The 20,754-nt window shown below is 39.8% G+C and carries 16 protein-coding genes; 8 read left to right on the top strand and 8 right to left on the bottom strand.

What is annotated here, in order from left to right; all coding sequences use genetic code 11:
• Window positions 1-9: 9 nt before the first annotated feature.
• The 5 genes from PB01_RS16715 to PB01_RS16695 all read right to left on the bottom strand — a co-directional run bounded on the left by PB01_RS16715 (window position 10) and on the right by PB01_RS16695 (window position 8,202).
• The gene (locus tag PB01_RS16715; protein WP_151701238.1) at window positions 10-3,003 is read right to left on the bottom strand and encodes a collagen-like triple helix repeat-containing protein; all 2,994 of its coding nucleotides are present in this window, start codon (window positions 3,001-3,003) and stop codon (window positions 10-12) included.
• Window positions 3,004-3,468: 465 nt separating this feature from the next.
• Complete coding sequence (locus PB01_RS16710) at window positions 3,469-4,539, bottom strand: glycosyltransferase family 2 protein (protein WP_225986078.1); 1,071 nt, start codon at window positions 4,537-4,539, stop codon at window positions 3,469-3,471.
• Window positions 4,540-4,569: 30 nt separating this feature from the next.
• Window positions 4,570-5,067, bottom strand: a complete 498-nt coding sequence (locus tag PB01_RS16705) for a hypothetical protein (RefSeq protein WP_151701236.1) — start codon at window positions 5,065-5,067, stop codon at window positions 4,570-4,572.
• A gap of 73 nt (window positions 5,068-5,140) precedes the next feature.
• Window positions 5,141-5,545, bottom strand: a complete 405-nt coding sequence (locus PB01_RS16700; RefSeq protein WP_151701235.1) for an alpha-helical endospore appendage domain-containing protein — start codon at window positions 5,543-5,545, stop codon at window positions 5,141-5,143.
• A 413-nt stretch (window positions 5,546-5,958) separates the two neighbouring features.
• Window positions 5,959-8,202: an exosporium glycoprotein BclB-related protein gene (locus tag PB01_RS16695; RefSeq protein WP_151701234.1), complete on the bottom strand. Its 2,244-nt coding sequence runs from the start codon at window positions 8,200-8,202 to the stop codon at window positions 5,959-5,961.
• Between the two features lie 236 nt (window positions 8,203-8,438).
• On the opposite strand from PB01_RS16695, the gene PB01_RS21505 reads away from it, so the two are divergent.
• The 4 genes from PB01_RS21505 (at window position 8,439) to kynB (ending at window position 11,510) form a co-directional block, all read left to right on the top strand.
• Window positions 8,439-8,582 carry a hypothetical protein gene (locus PB01_RS21505; protein ID WP_225986077.1) on the top strand — a complete coding sequence of 48 codons (144 nt, stop codon included), beginning with the start codon at window positions 8,439-8,441 and terminating at the stop codon, window positions 8,580-8,582.
• A gap of 150 nt (window positions 8,583-8,732) precedes the next feature.
• Window positions 8,733-10,007 (top strand): kynureninase, encoded by a 1,275-nt coding sequence (kynU, locus tag PB01_RS16690; protein ID WP_151701233.1) that lies wholly within the window; start codon window positions 8,733-8,735, stop codon window positions 10,005-10,007.
• A 12-nt stretch (window positions 10,008-10,019) separates the two neighbouring features.
• The gene (kynA, locus tag PB01_RS16685; RefSeq protein ID WP_151701232.1) at window positions 10,020-10,874 is read left to right on the top strand and encodes a tryptophan 2,3-dioxygenase; all 855 of its coding nucleotides are present in this window, start codon (window positions 10,020-10,022) and stop codon (window positions 10,872-10,874) included.
• A gap of 9 nt (window positions 10,875-10,883) precedes the next feature.
• A complete protein-coding gene (gene kynB / locus PB01_RS16680) occupies window positions 10,884-11,510 on the top strand; it encodes an arylformamidase (RefSeq protein WP_151701231.1) in 627 nt (208 codons plus the stop codon).
• A 40-nt stretch (window positions 11,511-11,550) separates the two neighbouring features.
• Here kynB and PB01_RS16675 read toward each other — a convergent pair whose 3' ends face one another.
• Window positions 11,551-12,027, bottom strand: a complete 477-nt coding sequence (locus PB01_RS16675; protein ID WP_151701230.1) for a hypothetical protein — start codon at window positions 12,025-12,027, stop codon at window positions 11,551-11,553.
• A 242-nt stretch (window positions 12,028-12,269) separates the two neighbouring features.
• On the opposite strand from PB01_RS16675, the gene PB01_RS16670 reads away from it, so the two are divergent.
• Both PB01_RS16670 and PB01_RS16665 read left to right on the top strand, forming a co-directional pair.
• Complete coding sequence (locus PB01_RS16670; RefSeq protein ID WP_151701229.1) at window positions 12,270-13,661, top strand: protoporphyrinogen oxidase; 1,392 nt, start codon at window positions 12,270-12,272, stop codon at window positions 13,659-13,661.
• Between the two features lie 122 nt (window positions 13,662-13,783).
• Window positions 13,784-14,755: a nuclease-related domain-containing protein gene (locus PB01_RS16665; protein WP_151701228.1), complete on the top strand. Its 972-nt coding sequence runs from the start codon at window positions 13,784-13,786 to the stop codon at window positions 14,753-14,755.
• Between the two features lie 725 nt (window positions 14,756-15,480).
• Here PB01_RS16665 and PB01_RS16660 read toward each other — a convergent pair.
• On the bottom strand, window positions 15,481-16,248 hold the full coding sequence (locus PB01_RS16660) for a DUF817 domain-containing protein (RefSeq protein WP_151701227.1): 768 nt from the start codon (window positions 16,246-16,248) through the stop codon (window positions 15,481-15,483).
• A 108-nt stretch (window positions 16,249-16,356) separates the two neighbouring features.
• The gene (locus PB01_RS16655; protein ID WP_151701226.1) at window positions 16,357-18,051 is read right to left on the bottom strand and encodes a PucR family transcriptional regulator; all 1,695 of its coding nucleotides are present in this window, start codon (window positions 18,049-18,051) and stop codon (window positions 16,357-16,359) included.
• Between the two features lie 273 nt (window positions 18,052-18,324).
• Between PB01_RS16655 and PB01_RS16650 the strand changes: the two genes are divergently transcribed.
• Together PB01_RS16650 and fdrA are read left to right on the top strand one after the other, a co-directional pair.
• Window positions 18,325-19,209 carry an oxamate carbamoyltransferase subunit AllH family protein gene (locus tag PB01_RS16650; RefSeq protein WP_151701225.1) on the top strand — a complete coding sequence of 295 codons (885 nt, stop codon included), beginning with the start codon at window positions 18,325-18,327 and terminating at the stop codon, window positions 19,207-19,209.
• Entirely contained in the window at window positions 19,206-20,753 is a 1,548-nt protein-coding gene (gene fdrA, locus PB01_RS16645) for an acyl-CoA synthetase FdrA (RefSeq protein WP_151701224.1), read from the top strand. Before PB01_RS16650 ends, fdrA begins: the two co-directional genes overlap by 4 nt.
• The last annotated feature ends 1 nt before the right edge of the window (window position 20,754 follow it).

The raw sequence follows: 20,754 nt of genomic DNA, 5'->3' as shown, positions 1-20,754 counted from the left end.
ACTAGTTAACTAGACCAACCCAGCGAGGTAAGGTGATAAAAGTATACTTACATCACTTGTATTTATAGACTGACCGATTGTAAATCCAGGAAGGTTTTGAACTCTAAAATTGATTGGGAAGGCATTTCCTACTGTTCCTGATCCAGTACTTCGACCACCTAAAGATGAGCCGTTAATTTGGTTGTATGCAGCAAGATAATAAACAATATTGCCAGAAAGCGTAACAGTTGCTGTTAGAGGTAAGATGAATAGACCTGATGTTAAAGAGGTTGCTACAGTAGTCACTGCAATAACTGTAGCTTGTGTTTGACTTACTGGTAGTAGAACAGCCATTTGAAAAGTTCCTGTGTTAGAGCCTAATTGAGTAACGTAAGCTGCAAGTCTACTTATAGTTGATTGTTGTCCATTAAAAGCTAGGGCTCCAATAGCTTGGTTGTTTCCACCACTAGCGTTATAGGGAATTAATGCATTTATGTCCCCTATCTTCAGAGTTTCAATGAATGCCGAGCCACCACCAGTAGCCCCAGTAGCTCCGGTAGCCCCAGTGCCACCCGTAGCGCCGGTAGGTCCAGTAGCCCCAGTGCCACCCGTAGCGCCAGTAGGCCCAGTAGTCCCAGTTCCGCCAGTAGGTCCAGTAGCTCCAGTAACACCCGTAACTCCAGCAGGTCCAGTAGGTCCGGTTCCACCAGTAGCACCGGCAGATCCAGTAGTCCCAGTTCCTCCAGTAGCTCCAGTGCCACCTGTAGCTCCAGCAGGTCCAGTTGGCCCGGTTCCACCAGTAGGTCCAGTTCCACCCGTAGCGCCAGTGTCACCGGTACCTCCAGTAGGTCCAATTACACCCGTAGCTCCGGTAGCGCCAGTGTCGCCGGTAGATCCAGTCGCACCCGTAGCGCCAGTATCACCGGTAGTTCCAGTAGGTCCCGTTCCACCCGCAGCTCCAGTAGGTCCAGTGTCGCCAGTAGATCCCGTAGCACCAGTGTCACCTGTAGCTCCAGTAGGTCCCGTTCCACCCGTAGCTCCGGTAGCGCCAGTGTCGCCGGTAGATCCAGTCGCACCCGTAGCGCCAGTATCACCGGTAGTTCCAGTCGCACCCGTAGCGCCAGTATCACCGGTAGTTCCAGTAGGTCCCGTTCCACCCGCAGCTCCAGTAGGTCCAGTGTCGCCAGTAGATCCCGTAGCACCAGTGTCACCTGTAGCTCCAGTAGGTCCCGTTCCACCCGTAGCTCCGGTAGCGCCAGTGTCGCCGGTAGATCCAGTCGCACCCGTAGCGCCAGTATCACCGGTAGTTCCAGTAGGTCCCGTTCCACCCGTAGCTCCAGTAACTCCAGTGTCGCCAGTAGATCCAGTTGCACCCGTAGCGCCAGTGTCACCGGTAGCTCCAGTAGGTCCCGTTCCACCCGTAGCTCCAGTAGCTCCAGTGTCGCCAGTAGATCCAGTTGCACCCGTAGCGCCAGTGTCACCGGTAGCTCCAGTAGGTCCCATTACACCGGTAGCTCCGGTAGCGCCAGTAGCGCCAGTGTCGCCAGTAGATCCCGTAGCACCAGTGTCACCTGTAGCTCCAGTAGGTCCCGTTCCACCCGCAGCTCCAGTAGGCCCAGTGTCGCCAGTAGATCCCGTAGCGCCAGTGTCACCGGTAGCTCCAGTAGGTCCCGTTCCACCCGTAGCTCCAGTAGCTCCAGTGTCGCCAGTAGATCCAGTTGCACCCGTAGCGCCAGTGTCGCCAGTAGATCCAGTTGCACCCGTAGCGCCAGTGTCGCCAGTAGATCCAGTTGCACCCGTAGCGCCAGTGTCACCGGTAGCTCCAGTAGGTCCCATTACACCGGTAGCTCCGGTAGCGCCAGTAGCGCCAGTGTCGCCAGTAGATCCCGTAGCACCAGTGTCACCGGTAGTTCCAGTAGGTCCAATTACCCCCGTAGCTCCGGTAGCGCCAGTGTCGCCAGTAGATCCAGTCGCACCAGTGTCACCGGTAGTTCCAGTAGGTCCCGTTCCACCCGTAGCACCAGTAACTCCAGTGTCGCCAGTAGATCCAGTTGCACCCGTAGCGCCAGTGTCACCGGTAGCTCCAGTAGGTCCCGTTCCACCCGTAGCTCCAGTGTCGCCAGTAGATCCCGTAGCACCAGTGTCACCTGTAGCTCCAGTAGGTCCCGTTCCACCCGTAGCACCAGTGTCACCGGTAGTTCCAGTAGGTCCCGTTCCACCCGTAGCACCTGTAGCTCCAGTGTCGCCGTTAGCTCCAGCAGGTCCAATTACACCCGTAGCTCCGGTAGCGCCAGTGTCGCCAGTAGATCCAGTCGCACCCGTAGCGCCAGTATCACCGGTAGTTCCAGTAGGTCCCGTTCCACCCGTAGCACCTGTAGCACCAGTGTCGCCAGAAGGTCCAGTTGCACCTGTAACGCCAGTGTCACCAGTGTCGCCAGTGTCGCCAGTAGATCCAGTCGCACCCGTCGCACCAGTGTCACCGGTAGTTCCAGTAGGTCCCGTTCCACCCGTAGCACCAGTAACTCCAGTGTCGCCAGTAGATCCAGTTGCACCCGTAGCGCCAGTGTCACCGGTAGCTCCAGTAGGTCCCGTTCCACCCGTAGCACCTGTAGCTCCAGTGTCGCCAGAAGGTCCAGTTGCACCGGTAGCTCCCGTAGGTCCAGTGTCTCCAGTAACACCGGTAGCGCCGGTAGGTCCAGTAGCCCCCGTAGGACCAGTAGTACCAGTAGCAGAGGTGATTTGCGTTACTTGTTTCAATTTGCTGTCTAATAATAGTTCCTTTTTCATCGCCAATTCTAGGGTATCTTGCACGCTGTTATTCACTTGTAATATATCCTCTAACGAAGCTGCTGTGGTTAAGCCAGGTATCGTACCGAGTGCATATTGAAGTTTTTCTCCTTCCGCATTAATAATATGTGCTAGTCCTAATTCTTCCATGGCAATAGAAGCTAAAAGTAGGTTAATAGCATCATCCCTAGTGATAGTAATATCAGGCGAAATATTAGGGATATTCGGTTGTGACATTTGATCTCTCCTTTATCATTTTTTTGAACAATTCTGTATATCGCATATGATAAACAAGGGTTGTTCTGTCTATAATCTATTCATGTAAGGAAAAAGAGGATAAGCTAAATACCTCATAGATTATAAATTTAGAAGAAAGACAATAAGCTAAATGCCCTTAGATAATAAATTTAGTAGAAATACAATGCTTTTTATTTTAAGAAGAGGAGAGAACATCCTTGTCATCAAATAGAAAAAGGGGGGAGATTCGTTTATAAAAAGAGGTAGCTAGGTATAGAGAAAAACAATGCAGACCAGACCAGACCAGACCAGACCAGACCAGACCAGGTCTAAGGAGATGTGGAACGAATAAAAATAAAAAATACTGTATTTTACTTAATCCTAAATAAAGACTCTGGAAAGATACCAGAGCCATCGTTAAATTGCATATAATATTAATTGGAGTAGTAGTTTTAATTTATAGCTCTAATCTAACCTCGTATTGTCCCAGAATCCAAATGCTTCTTGAGCTTCTTCACTCCTACCTAATTGTTCGAGACACAATCCTTTATATCGCCCGGCTTTAAAACTTCCCGTTCCCTTTAAAATGAGATACTCCGTATGATGATCGCCTAGTTCAAGACATTTTTCAAATGCTTGTAATGCTTCTCTATAGTTTTTCATTTTATAAAGAATATCGCCTTTGTAAAAATGTAAATCTACATAATCGGGGTAAAGAAGGATCGCCTTCTCAATACTTGGCCACGCACCATCTAGACTATTTGTTTCTATTAACATGGCATATTTTAATTTGTAAAGTAGGGAAGGTGGTAACTGATTTTGATGTAAGAAAAGTAAAATGGATTCATTTACATACTGAAATGCCTGAAGATATTTTCCTTGTCTATAATATTCACTAGCCAAATGGTATTCAATCCAAGGACTATGTGAAGGATCAGCCACTTCTTGTTGTAGCAGCTGAAGGTTGCGTTGTCCCTTTTGTTTCGTTTCTGTTATATCCTCTAAATATCCATAATGATGAATAGGTATGGAGATGTTTTCAATTTCTTTATCAGTTAGTTCAGCTGGAAGAAGAGGAGTCTCATGTATACGATTATGAAAGGTAATATCTTTATAATTACGAAAAACTCGCAACTGATAGTATAAATAAACATGATCTTTATTCACGGGCTTTGTTTTTCCATAGTAATTAAGTATCGGTAGAGAGAGTAGATAGGAATTCGTATGTGCTAGAATCTCCTGTAATAGGAATTTTTTAGTGGCATCTAATTCTTCGTCGGCATCTAACCATAAAATCCAATCTCCAGTTGCATACGATAAACCGTAATTCCGTGCATCCGCAAAATCATTTTTCCACATATAGGGATATACTTTTGCTCCGTGTTTCTTACAAATATCAATTGTTTGATCAGTTGAACCTGTGTCTATGATGATCATCTCACTAACTAGACCTTTCACACTTTCTAGACAATTACTGATAGAGCGAGCTTCGTCTTTCACAATCATACATAAACTAATAGTAGGGGATTTATGCAACTATTCACTTCCTAAATTGAAATGATTTTATTAGGAGAGTAACTCACATCTTCTTATGGAAAAACTTTTTGATAACCAAGGCGGAGGAGCATGAAGATTCGATTCTATCATGATAGGGCTAGTGGCGGAGTTTAAAAGATAATAATGAAGAATTTGGTCTAACGTATTTCTGCATTGTGATTTGTAATCTTCGTTTAAAAAAGTGCAATGTTCAATTTCTGTTTTTAGTTGTTGAAGAAGAGGCCAAATTTCTCTAGCTTGATCATCATCAAATGGTTGTGACATTGATTGATTGTTTAAAACCTTGGAATACAATGTTTTTTTGGTGAAAATGGATACATGCATATTCCGCAATGAAGAGATTGAAGTCATTAAATCTTGTTCCAATTGATTGTTTGTTTCTATAGGCAAGGACTCATATGTTAAAAGGGACTCAATAGTTTGAGTAAGGAAAAATAAAAAAGAGCGAAAAAAGTTAGTATATGCCAGTTCTCTTTCTATTTGGGCTATGGCATGATCCGTTTTCATTGTTGTTATCTCCTTTCCTTAAGACGATATAGATAGCTTTAGGGATTATCTCTATAAAGATCACAAGTCATTCTTAGGTTAATTTATCTAAGCAGTCATTCAATTTTCTATCCTGACAATGCTTGCAAGGATTCTTACTGTGATGCTTACAACGATTTTTGCAGCAATTATTGCAACACTCATCTTTACAACGTGTTTTTCTATCTAATTCAACAACATCCTCTAGTTTTAATTCGAGTAAAATTTGAGATTTTACTACTGTGCGAAGTGTTTTATTTATGCTTTCATTAATATCTAAATAGTCATTTAAACATTTTGGGGAGGATTTTAGAAATAATTGAAGCTTTTCACCTTCTGCATTTAGTATGTGAGACAAGCTAATCTCCTCTAGGGCTATTGAAGAAAGAAGAAGATTAATAGTGTCGCAACGATTTAGAGAAATTAAAGGAGTAATATTAGGGATGTTAGGAAGAGACATAAAAATTCACCACTTTCTTGTTATTTTAGTGCATAGCTAGGTTAAATCATTGTCTCTTCTTTAAAGTACAATTTTTTAAAATTCTAGAAAAGGTAAAGAACTATGACGTGATAAACACCTAACTATAACAATATATTCAAGGCAAATAATTAGGTGCTAGTTCTCGTGAATTTTTCCGAAGTTTAAAGATGCAGTATTGATTTTACTTTTTGATTGATCAAATAAATGAGTGCAGGATAATATGTATTTTTATCTTTTTGGGGAAAGTAAGCTCACGAGGGCTTTGGGTCCCCTTTCCTTAATTGCAATAAAGACATGAAGATATATGTAACTAATAGATAATTAGAAGAAGGAAGATTATCCAACTAAGGATAAACTTCCTTCAATTTAGTGAGAATAGGTCTTATCATATTTTAACTAATTGCTACGCCCGCGCTTGCATAACCTGCAACCGTATTGATTAAAGATAGACCAGTTGCTGTGGTAGAGAACACCATTAGTAAACGATCTTGAGGTGCAACTGGAATTGATAGTCCTGTAGTAAGTCCATTGCTTATCGAACCAATTGAAACTAGACCCGATAGTGGTGGTGCTAACGTGACAAGAGCACCAGGAATTGGACTAAAGATGTTATTTGGTGTGGTTGATCTATATAGTTGTGCTGTAATTGTTACGGAGGATCCTAAAAGAGACAGTGCCAGTGTAGCGCTGAAGTAGGCAGAAATTGATGAAATGGTACCAGCGCGAGGAATTGAAAATGCAAAGTTTAGGAGAGTACCTCCAGCACCTGTAAGATCGATATTAGTTCCCAAAAGGCTAACACCAGTTACTGAATTTCCAAACCCTACAAGGCTTGTTGTGCCAGCTAACCCACCTACTATAGTAGTCATTACAGATGGGAGACCGGATGCAAATGGGATGATAGCGCCAGCTCCGGTAGCCCCAGTGACTCCGGTAGCACCGGTAGGTCCAGTTCCACCGGTAGCCCCAGTAACTCCGGTAGCACCGGTAGGTCCAGTTCCACCGGTAGCCCCAGTGACTCCGGTAGCACCGGTAGGTCCAGTTCCACCAGTAGCGCCAGTAGGTCCGATATCTCCGGTTCCACCGGTAGCTCCAGTAGGGCCAGTTGTTCCAGTTCCACCGGTAGCCCCAGTGACTCCGGTAGCACCGGTAGGTCCAGTTCCCCCCGTAGCGCCAGTAGGTCCGATATCTCCGGTTCCACCGGTAGCCCCAGTAGAGCCAGTTGTTCCAGGATCACCCGTAGCCCCAGTGACTCCGGTAGCGCCAGTAGGTCCAGTAGCCCCAGTTGTTCCAGGATCACCAGTAGCTCCAGTGACTCCGGTAGAGCCGGTAGGTCCAGTTCCCCCCGTAGCTCCAGTAGAGCCAGTTGTTCCAGGATCCCCCGTAGCCCCAGTGACTCCGGTAGAGCCGGTAGGTCCAGTTCCACCAGTAGCGCCAGTAGGTCCGATATCTCCGGTAGGTCCAGTTCCCCCCGTAGCTCCAGTAGAGCCAGTTGTTCCAGGATCCCCAGTAGCCCCAGTGACTCCGGTAGAGCCGGTAGCTCCAGTAGGTCCGATATCTCCGGTTCCACCGGTAGCCCCAGTAGAGCCAGTTGTTCCAGGATCCCCCGTAGCCCCAGTGACTCCGGTAGCGCCGGTAGCGCCAGTAGGTCCAGTAGCCCCAGTTGTTCCAGGATCCCCCGTAGCCCCAGTGACTCCCGTAGCGCCGGTAGGTCCAGTTCCACCAGTAGCTCCAGTAGCTCCAGTAGAGCCAGTTGTTCCAGGATCCCCCGTAGCCCCAGTGACTCCGGTAGCGCCGGTAGGTCCAGTTCCCCCAGTAGCTCCAGTAGAGCCAGTTGTTCCAGGATCCCCCGTAGCCCCAGTAGCCCCAGTGACTCCTGTAGCGCCAGTAGCCCCAGTAGCCCCAGTGACTCCTGTAGCGCCAGTAGGTCCAGTAGCCCCTGTAGCTCCAGTAGAGCCAGTTATTCCAGGATCCCCAGTAGCGCCGGTAGGTCCAGTTTCCCCCGTAGCTCCAGTAGCCCCAGTAGAGCCAGTTATTCCAGGATCCCCAGTAGCTCCAGTAGCTCCAGTAGAGCCAGTTGTTCCAGGATCACCCGTAGCCCCAGTGACTCCGGTAGCCCCGGTAGGTCCCGTTCCCCCCGTAGCTCCAGTAGAGCCAGTTGTTCCAGGATCCCCAGTAACCCCAGTGACTCCGGTAGCGCCGGTAGCCCCAGTAGCCCCAGTAGCCCCAGTAGGTCCAGTTATTCCAGGATCCCCAGTAGCTCCAGTGACTCCGGTAGAGCCGGTAGGTCCAGTTCCACCAGTAGCTCCGGTAGCCCCAGTAGGTCCCATAGTTCCAGTAGATGAGGTAATTTGGGTTACTTGTTTTAATTTACTGTCTAATAAAAGTTCTTTTTTCATCGCTAATTCTAGAGTATCTTGAACACTATTATTTACTAGTAAGATATCCTCTAACGAAGCGGCATTGGTCAAGCCAGGTATCGTGCCGAGCGCATATTGCAGTTTTTCCCCTTCTGCATTAATGATATGTGCTAGTCCCAGTTCTTCCATCGCAATGGAAGCTAAAAGTAAGTTAATAGCATCGTCCCTCGTGAGTGTAATATCTGGCGTAATATTGGGAATATTCGGTTGTGACATTAAATCTCTCCTTTATATTTTTTTGAACAAACCTCCATTGCGCAATGAAAATCAAGGTTGTTCTGTTTATAATTTATTCATGTAAGAAGAGAGTGGATAAGCCAAATGCCTTTATATATTAATAAAGAAGAAAATATATACAATTTACTAAAGAATATGAATGAAATTTTACAATGCTTTTCGTATAATCCTATTCTTAATGGTCAAACTATCTTTTGAGAAAGGGTGAATATTAGATGAAAGAAAACAAATTTGCAGATCTTGATCAGGAGCAGTTACAAGAACTTAATGAATTGGAAGAGAAACTTGGTGTTACGTTGGTAGCATATGATTCATCCGCAGCGTTTACCAGTTCTACTAATAACTTGTCATCTTCATGACTATTTCTCACAAAAGATATACTCCTTTTCTAATTTAACTCTAAAAACAATAAACTCCTTTATTAAATTTTCTATTAATAAAGGAGTTTATTGTTTTTAGTAGAAATACTTCAATATGGATACATTTAAATAAAGGATGGGTGTTTGCTAATGAGGGAAACAACTTTGGAATATGCAAAGAAATTAGATGAAAACGATGCTTTAAATAGCTATCGTGGTGAGTTTTATATGCAGCCGGGTACTATATATATGGACGGCAATTCTTTAGGATTGTTGTCCAAACGAGCAGAACAGTCATTATTAACGACACTCGATTCTTGGAAAAAATACGGAATAGATGGGTGGACGCAAGGTGAACATCCTTGGTTTTATTTTTCCGAAGCATTAAGCAAAATGTGTGCACCACTAGTTGGCGCTTCGGAGGAAGAAGTGATCATCACTGGTTCAACGACAACAAATTTACATCAGTTAATTGCTAGCTTTTATCATCCGAAAGGCAAAAGGACAAAGATTTTAGCAGACGAATTAAACTTTCCGTCAGACTTATATGCGATTAGGAGTCAGCTAGCATTGTATGGCTATGAGGCAACTGATCATATGAAGTTAGTAGAAAGTAGAGATGGACACACTTTAGATGAAGCGGATATTATACAAGCCATGACGGATGATGTTGCATTAATTGTCCTGCCAGGTGTGTTATATCGAAGTGGTCAAATCTTAAATATGAAAGTGCTTACCGAGGCTGCGCATGAAAAAGGTATTTTGATTTGTTTTGATTTGTGTCACTCTATTGGGTCCGTTCAACATGAGTTAGATGAATGGGGAGTCGACTTTGCTTTTTGGTGTAACTATAAACATTTAAACGGGGGACCTGGATCAACCGGAGGAATATATGTGAATCATCAACATTTGGGACAAAATCCAGGTCTTGCTGGTTGGTTTGGTTCCGACAAAGAGAAACAGTTTGATTTAGCAGCCCAAATGACACCTGCACCGGATGCTGGTGCATATCAAATAGGAACACCGAATATATTAAGTGCTGCGCCGCTTTTTGGATCACTAGAAATGTTTGAGGAGGCTGGAATAGATGCAATTCGTGATAAGTCGTTAAAGCTAACCGATTATATGATGTATTTAATAGAAGAAGAGTTATGTGACTATTCATTTACCATCGCAAATCCACGGGAAGAAGAACGTCGTGGGGGACATGTTTTTTTAGTCCACGAAGAGGCAGCGCGTATTTGCAAAGCATTAAAAGAGCATCATGTCATTCCAGATTTCCGTTCACCAAATGGAATTAGATTAGCACCGGTTGCGTTATATAATACCTTTGAAGATGTATGGAATACCGTACAAATTTTAAAGGAAATAATGAAAGAAGGAACGTATAAACGCTTTGAAAATAAGCGGGATGTGATTGCCTAAAGGAGGAACAGAATGTCAAAGGATATTTCAGAGTTGGAAGAAAAGTTAAATAAGGAAAAAGGAATTTATACAGACTTCCAGAATGATATGACCTACTCTGAATATTTACATCTCGATAGCATATTATCCAGTCAAAAACGGTTATCCGGTCATCACGATGAAATGCTATTTATCATTATTCATCAAGTAAGTGAACTTTGGATGAAGTTACTATTGCATGAATTAACAAGTGCGATTCAAGCAATTCAAGAAGACAAATTGCAGGCGGCCTTTAAGATGCTAGCGCGAGTGACGAAAATTCAAACACAAATAATACAAGCGTGGGATGTGCTCTCGACATTAACGCCCGCTGAGTATTTAGAATTTCGGGATAAGCTCGGACAGTCATCTGGATTTCAATCTTTTCAATACCGACAAATTGAATTTGCGCTAGGATATAAAACGAAGCATATTCTTAAAATCTATGAAAAAGATACTAAGTTATACGAGCAACTTGAAAAAGCATATAACGCACCAAGTATTTACGATGTTGCGATACATTCTTTAGCTAAAGCGGGATTCGATTTGAACCCAAATATGGTGAACAGAGATTACTCCGTCACTTATGGGGGAGATGAAACAGTAGCTATGGCATGGAAAGAGGTATATCAAAACGTCGATAAGTACTGGAATTTATATCAATTGGCTGAAAAACTTGTGGACGTAGAAGATTGGTTACAACAATGGCGCTTTCGTCATATGAAAACAGTCGAACGGATCATTGGATTTAAAAAAGGAACAGGCGGTTCATCAGGTGTCAATTACTTAAGGCAAGTACTAGACCATCGTTTTTTCCCGGAGTTATGGGATTTGAGAACAAGTTTATAGGGGGAAGCTATGGATAACCGCTGGATTGATATTTCACAACCATTTTCAAATAAAATCGGTACTTGGCCAGGTGATACACCTTTCCAATTTGAAGTTGCTTATTCCAAAGAACAGACTGGTTCCGTCAATATTGGCCGCTTCACAACAAGTGTGCATACCGGGACACATGCCGATGCACCATTTCACTTTGATAATGAAGGACCAACGATTGATCAATTAGATATCAATATGTATATCGGGCGTGCCAAAGTAGTGGATATGTCAGAATTCGATTCCATTGGGCGCGAAGAATTACAAAATATAGAATTAGCAGGAGTGGAACGTTTACTTTTAAAAACTTCATTTGAAGTATGTGTGGAGCTGTTCCCTACAACAATTCCCATATTAAAAGAAAATATCGGTGCTTTCTTACAAGAGAAAGGCATCTTTTTAATTGGTGTCGATCATCCCTCTGTTGATGCTTTAGATAATAAAGAATTAACTGCCCATCATGCACTTTATCAACACGGCGTACACATTTTGGAGAATTTGTTATTACAAGATATTGAACCCGGTGATTATGAATTGATCGCACTGCCACTTAATATTCAAGGTGCGGATGGCAGTCCGGTTAGGGCTGTGATTAGACCAATATAGTAATAGAGAAGGATGGATTACTGTTTACTCCATCCTTTGGTTACTTGATTAATTCAAAATATCTTACACCATTATTTTCCGTTATGTTAAAAGGTAACTTCTGTTCAGTTGTTAGCTTAATATAACTACCTTCGTATTCTCCAAGATTAAAACCTATTCGACTGTGTTCTGGATAACCAAACAAATAGCACACCACCTTACTATCATCAACAAATACAATTTGGTTCATTCCTTCGTTTACGGTTTCACTTATGTCACTCCATTTATAACCAATGGTTTGATAGATTGTTTCCTTCGTTGTATAAGGTGAAAAACTGTATAAGGTATCCCATTCAAAGGGTATCCATGGTCGCAAATCCTCAATATCCGCATCACCACTAATAGGTTGAAATGCTTTTATTAAATTGGTAGCATTAATTTCCCAAACATCTTTTTTTGTATAATGAACAAAAGTTGGTATTCCTATGATAACAATCATACATATTAAACCCAAAATTAGATTTCTTTTTTTCCTCATAACATTCCTCGCTCTTAAAATAGATTCTTCGGTAGTTATTACTTCGACAGAAGAAATTATATTCCTTTAATAATGGATTTAACTTTAAATATATTTCCCTTTGAAATTTATAAAATTGACGAAACTGAAAATCATTGTGTCTTTATAGGAAGAATTGTGAGCTAAGTCATACCAGTTATTTTTATAAGCGCTTATACTAGGAGTAGCGAACCATTCTGGAATAAAGACGAGGAGTGATTATTTTGAAAAAAATAGTTGTAGTTGGAGGGGGCATTACAGGCCTTTCTACGATGCATTATTTGCAAAGAGTTAAATTAGAAAAGGCCTTAGACATAGAATTGGTTTTAGTGGAAGCGAATGATTATTTAGGCGGAAAAATTTATTCGGTGAAGGAAAAGGATTTCATCATGGAAGTTGGAGCAGATTCCATTGTTGCGCGCAATGAAGGAGTAATGCCTTTAGTGGAAGAATTACATATGCACGATGAGCTTGTTTATAATGCAACAGGAATTTCCTATATTTATACGAACAATGAACTGCATGCAATTCCACCTGATACAGTATTTGGTATACCAACAAGTGAGGAATCGTTGGAAAGTAGTACATTAGTTTCCGATGAAGGGAAAGAAGAAGCATTAAAAGACTTTGAATTATCAAATGAAAACTTTACAAAAGAAAGCTCAGTAGGATCATTTTTGGAGCATTTCTTAGGAAAAGAACTAGTAGAAAAGCAAATAGCTCCCGTGTTATCTGGAGTATACTCAGGAAAATTAGACAAACTGACAATCGCTTCAACGCTTCCATATTTAATTGATTATAAAAATGAGCATGGCAGTATTATGAAAGGTTTAGGTGCGAATAAAGCTAAATTCGAAGCTGCTGCAAATAAAAAGTTTATTTCTTTCAAAGGTGGACTTTCCACTTTGATTGATCGGATGGAAGAAGAACTTAGCGATGCGACGATTATAAAAGGAATTCAAACGCAGAAAGTCATGAAAAGTGGTGAGCGATACGAGCTTTTATTGTCTAATGGTGACACAATTGAGACGGACTACGTTGTGTTGACAACCCCACATAATGTTGCACAAGCCATACTGCAAAACGAAGAATTAGATACAGATTTTAATAAGCTGAAAAACTCATCCCTTATTAGTATTTATCTTGGATTTGATATCCCTGATCATCAGCTTCCAGCAGAAGGCACTGGTTTCATTGTTTCCGAAAATAGCGATGTGAAATGTAATGCATGTACATGGACAAGTCGCAAATGGACGCATACATCTGAAAATAGCAATTTGCTCGTTCGGATGTTTTATAAAAGTTCAAACCCAGCATTTGAAGGTATGAAGCATATGAGTGAGGAAGAATTGGTTGAAGTTGCTTTGCAAGATATCGAAAAAAGTTTGAAGCTTAGCGGTAAACCACAAGTGGTAGAAGTGACGAAATGGAATGATCAAATGCCAAATTACCATTTAGAACACGGGGAAGCTATTAGATCTTTAAATGTGAAATTATCTGAAGGGTTTCCAAGTGTAATTCTTGCAGGTTGTTCTTATTACGGAGTTGGCATAGGTGCTTGTATTAAAAATGGTAAGGAAACTGCAGAAATGATTTCTCAAAGAATTTTATTATAGATACTTTATTTGGACCAAAATTCATTTTTGGTTCTTTTTTTATAGAGGAAATGAAATTGTTGTTGTTTTAGTACAATTTACTTTTTATGTAAGCGTGTTACGATGCGGTTGGAGGTGTTTTATTGATAGTAAAATCGCGTTCGGATGAGTATAACTATGTGGGTTTGAGGTTGTTGGATCGACGTTTGCCGGAGTTGCATGAGATGAAAGAGTTAATTCATTCGAAAATGCATATGGCGAAGGCCGGGATTTATGGCGAAGTACGTGTGGATGAGGTATTTCAGAAGTATTCATTTCCATTTGAGTATGTAGTACTGCATGATCTAAGTTTGGAATCAAATGGTAAGTTTCAAATTGATACAGTGTTTTTGACACAATACTTTGCGGTGATATTGGAAAGTAAGAATATTGGCGGGAAATTGCGATTTAAACAAAATCCTTCCCAGTTAGAGCGAGAAAATGAGAATGGAAAAGTAGATATATATGAAAGTCCAGAGATACAGATTGAACGGAATAATTATTTGTTTGATGAATGGTTGCAGCTGCGTGGAATAAATATTCCTATTTATGGTGTTGTAGTATTGACGAATGCTAGAGCGATGGTAATAGAACCACCTGTGAAATATCCAGTTATTATCCATCAGACAATCCCAGTGTTTTTGCGGAATATTCCTCGTGAAAAAGTGTGCTTAGAAGTGAATGAGATGCACAAGTTGGCGAAGAAAATCGTTGCTAGTCATCGACCTTATTTTCCTTATCCAATGTGCGAACGCTGGGGCATCAATCCGAATGATCTTTTGACTGGTGTGTATTGTGAAAAGTGTGAAACGCATGGAATGGTGAAAAAGAAAAATGGCTGGAACTGTTTACGTTGTAGTCATGTAGACCGACTTGCCCATGAAAAAGCGATTTATGAGTGGTTTGTGCTGATTGGAGAGAGTATTAATAATCGGCAATGCAAAAGATATCTATATTTAAATTCTCCACAATCTGCATTGAGAGTTTTGAAATCAATGAATTTAATAACAAGTGGAAACTCCAAAAATACGACTTATAGGTGGGATTGGAAAGAGATTGCATCAAGAAAAACGTGAATCGGTCGAATAAGTGTCATTATCGGTTGAATTGAAGTGATAATCGGTCGAATACTAGCCAACATCGGTCGAATACTCGATAGACTAACCTGAAGTATAAAATGAAATTAATAGGATGTGGAAACTCCAAAAATACGATTTATAGGTGGGATTGGAAAGAGATTGCATCAAGAAAAACGTGAATCGGTCGAACCGAAGTGATAATCGGTCGAAAACTAGTCAATATCGGTCGAATACTCGATAGATTCACCGGGAGTATATAATGAAATTAATAGGATGTGGAAACTCCAAAAAGACGACTTATAGGTGGGATTGGAAAGAGATTGCATCAAGGAAAACGTGAATCGGTCGATTAAGTGTCATTATCGGTTGAACCGAAGTGATAATCGGGCGAAAACTAGTCAATATCGGTCGAATATGTGAAATAGTCGGTTGAATACTCGATAGATTCATCGGGAGTATAAAATGAAATTAATAGGATGTGGAAACTCCAAAAATACGATTTATAGGTGGGATTGGAAAGAGATTGCATCAAGGAAAACGTGAATCGGTCGAATAAGTGTCAATATCGGTTGAATCGAAGTGATAATCGGTCGAATATGTGAAATAGTCGGTCGAATACTAGCCAACATCGGTCGAATACTCGATAGATTCATCGGGAGTACATAGAAAACTCAAAACGCAAAATCTCACTCAATAAAATAAATACACCGCCTGCAGATAACCTATCTGTCGGCGGTGTATTTTATGTTCTTCACTCTTTTCAATTGAGCAACGATGATAATGCTAATAATGACTAGCAGAAACCACGAACTTATCTTTCCAATAGGGACGAGTGACCATGCAGCTTCTTGGTTTGGATACTGCCACGCACCGAAGAATGTGGTGATATTTTCTGCAATCCAAATAAAGAAACCAATCAATAGAAAAGAGAGAATCATCGGCATTTTATAGATTATCTTATTGATTTCAAAAGTGACAAACGTCCGTAGAAAAATTATAAGGAGCAAACCTTTTAACACCCAACGAATATCGTATGTAAAATGGTGCGTAAAGAAATTCAAATAGATCAGCACACAAATGCCAACTGCGAAAAAGGATCTTGGCCAGTTGTAAATATGTAAATCAAAATGTCGCCAACTTTGACAAATGTAACTAGCAACGCTTGCATACATAAAACCACTATATAATGGAACTCCGAAAAATTTGCTATACGCTTCCTCTGGATACGCCCATGAACCCATATGTACCTTATATAACTCGAGTGCAAGCCCAATTACGTGGAATAAACAAATAACTTTGAACTCATCTAATGTTTCTAATTTGGAGACAAGCATAAATAGTTGAGCCGCTAGACAAACAATTAAAATAAAATCATAGCGAGGTAAAAACGGGACGCTTACAAACTTAGATACAGCAAGTGCTGCAAAAATGATAACTGGAAAAATGCAAGAAATTGCTTGTAAAAAACCGAATCGTAGAAAGTTCCTCATAAAAGCCCAACACCTGCTTTTTTAAATATGGACGAAATTAACTTCTACATGTTTCTTCATTGGTTAGAATAGAAAAATCTACCCATATTTTTAAGCCTTTTTAAAGTTCTACATATACTTGTTTAATATTCTAAAAATCTTTAAAGCAATTTGTATTCTAAGTAATTCTTCAGAGCTTTTTAAGTCCGTATTTAATATTTCTTTAATCTTCTCAATTCGATAAATTAGTGTATTTCTATGTAAAAACATTGCTTTAGATGTCTCTGAAACATTTTGATTGTTGTAAAAGTAATTTTCTAATGTGGATAAATAACTTGTTGCATGTAATTTATCGTGTTCATATATTTTGCCGAGGCTTTTCTGAAAAAAGTCCTCTAATTCTAAGGAGTTAATATTCGAATCTAATAGATGATAAACAGAGTAATCTTCGAAATGAGAGACTTCATTTTTTTCGTGCATCTGCTGCATTAATCGGATCATTTCATTCGCTTCCGAAAAACTTTTATACAATGAGTTTATGGAACGATATTGCTGGCCTATGCCAATCAAAAAGGAGTTCTGTAATCTATTAACGAGTTTCTCATGCAAATCATTGGCATATTGCTTTGCTTCACTAACTGAAATAGGTGGTCTATCTTCGTTTTGACCAACTAAAATGATGATTCTATTATTTCTATAAAAAGATGTAATTTCACCGATAGATTTGTAGGCCATTTCATAAACAATTTCTACGCAACTTTGCGCAATATTATCCATTTTATATTTACCTATTATCATATCTTCAAATTTTTCCACTTCCTTAGCTTCTATATTAATCACTAAACAATAATACGAATAATTTGGGTTTAGGCCATGCAAATCACATAAAGTTTGTAATGTTTCGGGAGAAGTAATCTTGCCAGATAGTAAGTCGTCATAGAAATCCTGTCTTATTTTCACTTTAACTTCTTTGATTTCCTTCGCTTTTATCCTTTCCAGCGCAATGATTGTAGAAGCTTGTTGCAAAATAATATAGTCAAATTCAACTAGATCATGAACTGTTTGCCAAATAACGATGTACCCGTAAATATCTTGTGAAACAGCAATAGGAAGAACTCTACAAATAATGTTTTTGTCTTTTAAATAATAACTTCTTTTGATTGATTTTTTCATATCACTTAAGTTGGGTGGAATACTATCAATAAATTCTTTGTTAAATATAGGTTTATCCGTAGTTAAATCAAGTGAATCTTTGAGCGGAATATCGTTAGCTGCATGTTCTGTATAGTGTAACAAACTCCAATTTTTATCGACAATAATAATTGGGTTATTAATTGTTCCAGACAACATGGATGAAATTTTTTCAATTCCTCCACCTTCCAAAGAAATTCTAAAGAATAAATTATGCATGTCTAACGTTTTTCTATTTAGTAAATCATACCTTCCCGATGCTTTTTCATTAATGATCGAAATGACTCTTGAGAGAGTGTATCCAATAGGTAGTTCTAAAAGTGGTAAACCATATTTATTTGCTTCATCAATCATATTTTGTGGAAGTTTTTCAAAGTATCTCTTCATTTTTACGACAAGCCCTGCACAGTTAATCTCCGAAAGTTCTTTTATAATTTTATTTTGTAACTCCTCATTATCTTTAAAAATATATCCTGTTGACAGTAGTAATTCATTAGGTGAAAGCCAATCAAATGCGTCTGGATTTTCGATAATATTTACAATAGATATTTCGTTATTAATACCTTTTTCACCAGCAATGATCTTTAGACCATCTATCGCTTTTATTTCTAATAGGTCTTGAACTGTAAGCAATTTTTTCTCACTCCTAAGACAATATGTCTTTCTATTAAGTTGTACAATATGCACAAACTAAATTAGCACTTTTTGGTTTGATTAAACGATGACCATACTACGTTCTCTATTCTATAGTATTTATGTAAAGGTGAAATATGTCAAAGGAATAAGCAAGCATTTGTGTATTATGAACAACAACAGAAAGTGGGAAGTACTGTTTAGAGGAAGTGCACTCCACTTGTAAGTTAATGTTGTTCATTCAATTAAGTTTTGAAAACAGAGGTGAATGTAGTGGTATCTGCAAGATCTGGAGACGTAGATTTTATTCAGAGAGTTATCCACTCAAAGCTTAGTGGTTTTGTTCATAGTACTTTTAAGCGAACATTAAATATACAATGCCTTGAAGATGGAGAACTATACACCATAGCCTGCAATGAAATAGATAATGGACCAAATACCCTTATCGTTGATTTAGCTAGCTTCGAAGACATGAACATAAATGCCTACGATGAAGTGCATTCCGATAATAATATTATATCTATCGGAAACAAAATGTCCATAACTATCGATAGAGCAAATAGTTGGGAAAGTATATTGCCGACATATCCCGCCAATACAGATGTTTTAAAGAAGAATATAAAGATAATGAAGCAGTATATCGAAATTCATGGTAAAAGTGGCGGGATTAAGAGTAAATCAGTAAATGAAAGTCCATTTGAGCAAGAAATGTCTAAAATGATTCAGGAAAGAAAAGGTTTACTAACAGACGAACTGGTTAAAAAGCAACTGCATCATGCAGTTCCACATGCAGTTTCGTTATTAGGACTTGGCCCTGGATTAACTCCGTCTGGAGATGATTTTTTAGTAGGATTGTTCACCTCATTTCATTTAAAAAATAGTCCTTTCGTTAATTATCAATGGTTTTTTGAAGAGATTGAACGAGCAGCAAAGACAGCAACAAATGAAATTAGTTACATAGCAATAAAGAAGGCTTCAGTAGGGAAAATTAGAGAGTCTATCATTGCATTAGTAAACGGGTTGTTAGAAGAAAATGAAGAGCATTTGATTCTCTCGTTAAAAAAAGTATTAAATATAGGATCTTCGTCTGGAACAGATATCGCTTTAGGAATTCTTACTGGATTAGAAACTAATATTAAAATTGGAGGTACATTATGACTGTTCAAGTTGTAGTTAAAGCAAACACATATATCGATTCCGTGTCTTTAATGTCTTTATCAACAAAAGCAAACCAAATTGAAGGCGTTGAGCAAGCAATTATAGCTATGGGAACTGAAATGAATAAAGAAGTAATTAGAAACGTTGGTCTAATGACACAAGAAGTGGAAGAAGCGAGAACAAGTGATTTAATGATCGTTGTAAAAGCTGAGAACGAGGAAATGTGCGAAAGCGCTTTCGTAGGTATTGAAGAATTATTAACGAAAAAAAATAAGCCTTCAAAAGGTTCAAGCGAAGTTAAATATTCAACGATCAAATCAGCAGCAGAAAACATTCCTGATGCAAATTTAGCAATTATTGCGGTAAACGGAATGTATGCTCCAAGAGAAGCGAGAAAAGCACTTGAAAATAATCTTCACGTTATGATGTTTAGCGATAATGTTTCGATTGAAGATGAAATAGCATTAAAGCAATTAGCACATGAAAAAGGCTTATTAATGATGGGTCCTGACTGTGGAACTGCAATTATTGGAAACGTAGCATTATGTTTTGCCAATGCAGTGAGAAAAGGAAATATCGGTATCGTTGGCGCATCAGGAACTGGTAGCCAAGAACTAAGTGTTCGTATTCATGAGTTTGGAGGCGGAATTACGCAACTTATTGGTACAGGTGGACGCGATTTAAGCGAAGAAGTTGGCGGAATTATGATGCTTGATGGCATTAAAGCGTTACAAGAAGACGAAGCTACAAAAGTTATTGTGTTAGTTTCTAAACCACCAGCACCAATCGTAGAAGAAAAAGTTTTAGCTCAAATTAAAAAATCTGCTAAACCTGTTGTCGTATGGTTCGTTGGCGGAGATGAAGAAAAAGTAACAAAAGCTGGCGGTCATTTTGCAAAAATGTCTAAAGAAGCTGCACTTAAAGCGGTGTTATTAGCTGGTGCTGACGAAAGCAAAATTAATAAACGTGCATTGAATCTTCCACTAGTAGAAGAAGTACGTGCGAAATTAAAACCAGAACAAAAATATATTCGCGGATTATTCAGTGGCGGAACACTATGTGACGAAGCAATGCACATCGCTATGGAGAAATTCGATAATGTATATAGCAACATTCAAAGAGAGCCTGAATTCCGTTTAAAAGATGTAAAAGTAAGTCAAGATCATACGTTCATTGATTTTGGTGATGATCAATTTACACAAGGTAAACCCCATCCAATGATTGATCCTTCTACTCGTATTGAACGATTTATCCAAGAAGCGAAAGATCCATCTGTTGGAGTAATTGTAATGGACTTTGTTTTAGGATTTGGTGCGCATGAAGATCCAGTAGGCGCAATGCTTCCAGCAATCATTGAAGCGAAACAATTAGCAGAAGATGAAGGAAGACATTTAGAAATAATCGGATATATTCTTGGTACAGAATTAGATAGTCAAAATATTGAAGGTCAAATTAACAAATTATTAGCTGCCGGAGCTACACACGCAAGCAGCAGTCAAAATGCAGGATTATTAGCAAGAGAATTTGTAGTGAAAGGAGAATAAC

The organism is Psychrobacillus glaciei (assembly GCF_008973485.1).
Lineage (GTDB): Bacteria > Bacillota > Bacilli > Bacillales_A > Planococcaceae > Psychrobacillus > Psychrobacillus glaciei.
The sequence above is the reverse complement of the archived record's forward strand: the minus strand, read 5'-3'. Positions and strand labels throughout refer to the sequence as shown.